The sequence below is a fragment of the Trichlorobacter sp. genome (assembly GCF_030247655.1).
Lineage (GTDB): Bacteria > Desulfobacterota > Desulfuromonadia > Geobacterales > Pseudopelobacteraceae > Trichlorobacter.
Window position 1 is genome coordinate 1 of the sequence record NZ_JAOTRZ010000277.1, and the last position, 3,380, is coordinate 3,380.

Below are 3,380 nucleotides of genomic sequence, written 5' to 3' on the forward strand. Positions count from 1 at the left end.
ATGGAGGGATAGTCGTAGGATGCGCTGTTCAGTAACCATTCTCCAGATACCCGATACGCAGATGAAGGGCCATCTCCTTGTAGTCGGAGCGTTGTTGTTGTGCCTTGAAAGCGTAATGCCTCTGCTCCGGCATGTTCAGCCAGCCAGGCGACTTCTGCAGGTCTGGGGGCGATGGACATGGTAAAGGGGTAGAAGGAGGGGACGCCTTCGGTTGCATATTCAGTGATACTCCCCTCAAGGGTAAAGGGGGAACCGCCAAAACTGCCACTCATGCCGATCAGGTTGAAATTGCGCCCCTTCATCTCAAGGGTGCCTTTGATCTGCTTAAAGGTCGGTGTCTTTTCTCCATACTGGATACTGGCCTGATCAGCCGTTCCACTGATGTAAAGCGCATTGGCGTTATCACCGATACCAAAACGGGCCAGTTGGGAAATTCGTCCATTCAGGGTGCCGGTGGTCAGTTTAAAGACACCACCCCTGATCTTGTGCTCAATGAAGTCGGCAGCATCATCGTCAATGATCCCAAACGGGATGTAACTTTTGACTCGGGTATAGTCAAAGGATTCTGAAGCTGCCTTTACGGTGATCAGAGGATCATTACCGTTCAAGTCGCTAAGTTTTACCACTCCCTTGATATCAAAACCATCCAGGCTGAGCTGAAGCGTTGACATGTCAAGCAGGGCAGGAGTCCATTTCAGGTCAATGCCCAGTTGAAGCTGTTTAGGAGCAACCTTGCCGTGAAATACCTTGGGCCAGTTTACTACAGGATTACGGGCCTTCAGCAACCCTTTTGCCTGCAGGTTCTGCCAACGCCCCTTCAGCGCAAGGTTAAGGCTAAGTGTGCCGCCTGGAGATGGGAAGGGGACGTACTGTTCGATATAGGGCCAGAAACGGCCGTATTCAAGCTGGTTCAGCTCTAGTTTGGCGTCAAGATCCGCTTGATGCAGAAGCTCGCCACGCCTGGGAATTCTGATGGTGCCGGATGTGCTGATATTGCCGGGACTGCTCCCTTCAAGGGTGGCCCCTAGTTTAAATGTGCATTTTCTGCCTGGGATCAGCTTGTCAAGGCTCAGGTTGATACCGGATACAATCAGTCTTGTGCAGGTTTCCGAAGTTGCCTGATCATGCCAGAACAGCGTGCCGTTGCGGACACGGACTCCTTTCGCCCGCAAGCTATAACTGCCTTCTGACGGCTTGAGCAGGTCATCAATATTCAGGATGCCCTGTTCATCACGGCTGAGCGTAAGTCTGACGCCATCGATGACAATCTCACGCAGTTCGATTTTTTTCTTGATCAGAGGGAGCAGGGCAAGTCGAAAGGTTATTCGGTTGGCTGAAAGAAACTCCCGGCTGTTGTCCCGTTCCTTAACATAGAGATCCTTAAAGGTAAATTCAGGGCCAAGTACCCATGAAAACTTGCTGTCACCCAGACGTACCTGTCGGTTAAGCTGCTTTTGCACGAGAATGATCAGTTGGGCCTGATAGCTGTTCAGGTCAAGCAGGCGGGGCAACAGCAGTGACAGGCCCAGTGAAAATGTCCCGGCCAGTATCAGCAACAGGATAAGCAGTTTGATAAATTTTTGTCGTGGCATAATCTGCATAGCAAGAGAACCCGCTTAGCTCTCGTCTGTTTCTGGTTGCGAGGGAGAACTGTCTGGTTGGGGTACAATGATCCGTACCTGCAGGATAGCAGTACGGGTTACCTGTTCGCAGATCAGCCTGAAGCCGTTCCATTCGACGGCTTCCCCCTGGATTGGTAGATGACCCAACTCGTTTAGAACCAGACCGGCAACGGTTTCATAGAGTGGCGCCTCTTCCAGCTTGATGCCCAGCGGTTCCTGCAGGTCAAAAATTGAAGCAAGGCCATCTGCCAGCCAGCTGCCATCAGCCTGAAGCACCAGTTTGGCAGGCTCACCGGCGTCGTGCTCATCCTCGATTTCACCCACCAGCTCTTCCAGCAGGTCTTCAGTGGTAACCAGACCGGAGATGCCGCCGTATTCATCGACCACCAGTGCCATATGGTTGCGGGTACGCTGCATCTCTTTCAGAAGTTCATTTACTTTTTTGCCCTCTGGCACAAAGACCGGCGGTCTGATGATCTGTTCCAAATGCAGTTCTTCACCACGTACCAGTGCTCCCATAATGTCTTTGTCGTGCAGTACGCCAACAATCTCTTCAATATCGTTATGGTAGACCGGATAACGGGAATACTGGGCCTCCAGAATTATTCTGACCAGCTCCTCTCGGCTCATTTGCAGCTCAAGGGCCACCATCCGTGTGCGGGGGACCATTACTTCGCGAACGTAGGTATGGGTGAATTCAAAGACATTCCGTATATACTCGTGCTCTGTTTCGCTGAAGACGCCGGTTTCCTGGCCTTCCATAACCATGTGCTGCACCTCTTCGCGGGTGATGAAGGCGTCCTGTTCTCCTTTAAGTCCAATCAGGTTTTGCACTGCCTTGCTTGATGAGGTCAGGATCAGGACAACCGGAGAGGTTAGTCTTGCTATGATCTGCATTGGGCGAGCAAGTCTTAAGGCAACCTTGTCCGCGTACTGCAGGCCGATGGCTTTGGGAACAAGTTCTCCAATAATCAGTGAAACGTAGGAAACGACAACGACCACGGTCAGTGCTGCCAACGGTTCTGCAATTTTCTGCAAAACCGGCCAGGGTTGCAGTAGCAGGACAGGGCGCAGGTGTTCAATAGCAATAATGCCGCCAACGGTTGAGGCCGCAGATCCGGCAACGGTGACACCGATCTGGATTACTGCAAGTAAGGGGTGGGGATCTTTTTGGAACTGCTCGATAATTTCTGCCCGTTCATCTCCATCAGCAACCAGCTGGGCAATCCTGCCTTTGCGGATTGAGATAATGGCAAATTCTGCCATGGAGAAAAAACCGTTCAGGCCAATCAATAAGAGGATTACAATTAGTTCAAGGGTTACAGTATCCATAGCATTGCTATTCTCCTCTGGAATAGCCTGAATGTCAACCGACGGAGAGACTGTTTGCCGTCTGGTAACAAATAAAGCCCGCCGGTAGGCGGGCTTTATAGTAACGTTTGTACGGTGAAGTTTTATTAAGCTACAGCGGAAACCTTAACCTTCAGGGTTGCAGCAACTTCAGGGTGGATCTTGACCGGTACGCTGTATTCGCCCAGTTGCTTGATCGGCTCAGCCAGCACGATCTTCTTGCGGTCGATGTCAAAGCCGTTGTCTTTCAGGAAAGCTGCAATTTCCATGTTGGTAACCGAACCGAACAGCTTGCCTTCTTCGCCTGCCTGATGGGTCAGTTCAATGGACAGTGCCTCAATCTTGGCCACCAGATTCTTGGCAGCCTCAAGAGCCTTATTCTTCTTATAAGCCAGCTGACGCTTGGCG

At 51.3% G+C, this 3,380-nt stretch carries 3 protein-coding genes; all 3 read right to left on the reverse strand.

Features of this window, described 5'->3' with window-relative positions:
- Positions 1-1,592: AsmA family protein (locus OEL57_RS15525; protein WP_300741713.1), on the reverse strand; the 1,592-nt coding region annotated here is incomplete at its 3' end.
- A gap of 24 nt (positions 1,593-1,616) precedes the next feature.
- Positions 1,617-2,954 carry a hemolysin family protein gene (locus tag OEL57_RS15530; RefSeq protein ID WP_300741715.1) on the reverse strand — a complete coding sequence of 446 codons (1,338 nt, stop codon included), beginning with the start codon at positions 2,952-2,954 and terminating at the stop codon, positions 1,617-1,619.
- Between the two features lie 125 nt (positions 2,955-3,079).
- The coding region (rplI, locus tag OEL57_RS15535; RefSeq protein WP_300741717.1) for a 50S ribosomal protein L9 at positions 3,080-3,380 on the reverse strand (301 nt) is incomplete at its 5' end.